At 58.1% G+C, this 241-nt stretch carries 1 pseudogene; it reads right to left on the reverse strand.

From position 1 onward, the window contains the following. Positions 1 to 221, reverse strand: a pseudogene (locus tag ACYP03_RS27660) (sporulation protein); the annotation flags it as partial. Between the last annotated feature and the right edge of the window lie 20 nt (positions 222 to 241).

The raw sequence follows: 241 nt of genomic DNA on the forward strand, positions 1-241 counted from the left end.
TGCTCCAGATACTTCAGCACCTGCTCTCCGGCGTCTGACGGAGACAGCTCCAACGGCAAACGCAGCTGTCGCTTGAGCTCGCTGCTGCCGAGCAGGCCTGACAATAATCCGCGTACCCCGCGCTGACGGCGATCAATCGAGAACCACAACCTGAGACAATCGTCATCACGCTGAGTGATCAGCTCCAGCTCACGCCAACGGCCATGAAAGGGACCAGACACAGGCACAAACTCAAACACCT

Source organism: Photobacterium sp. R1, from assembly GCF_054600795.1.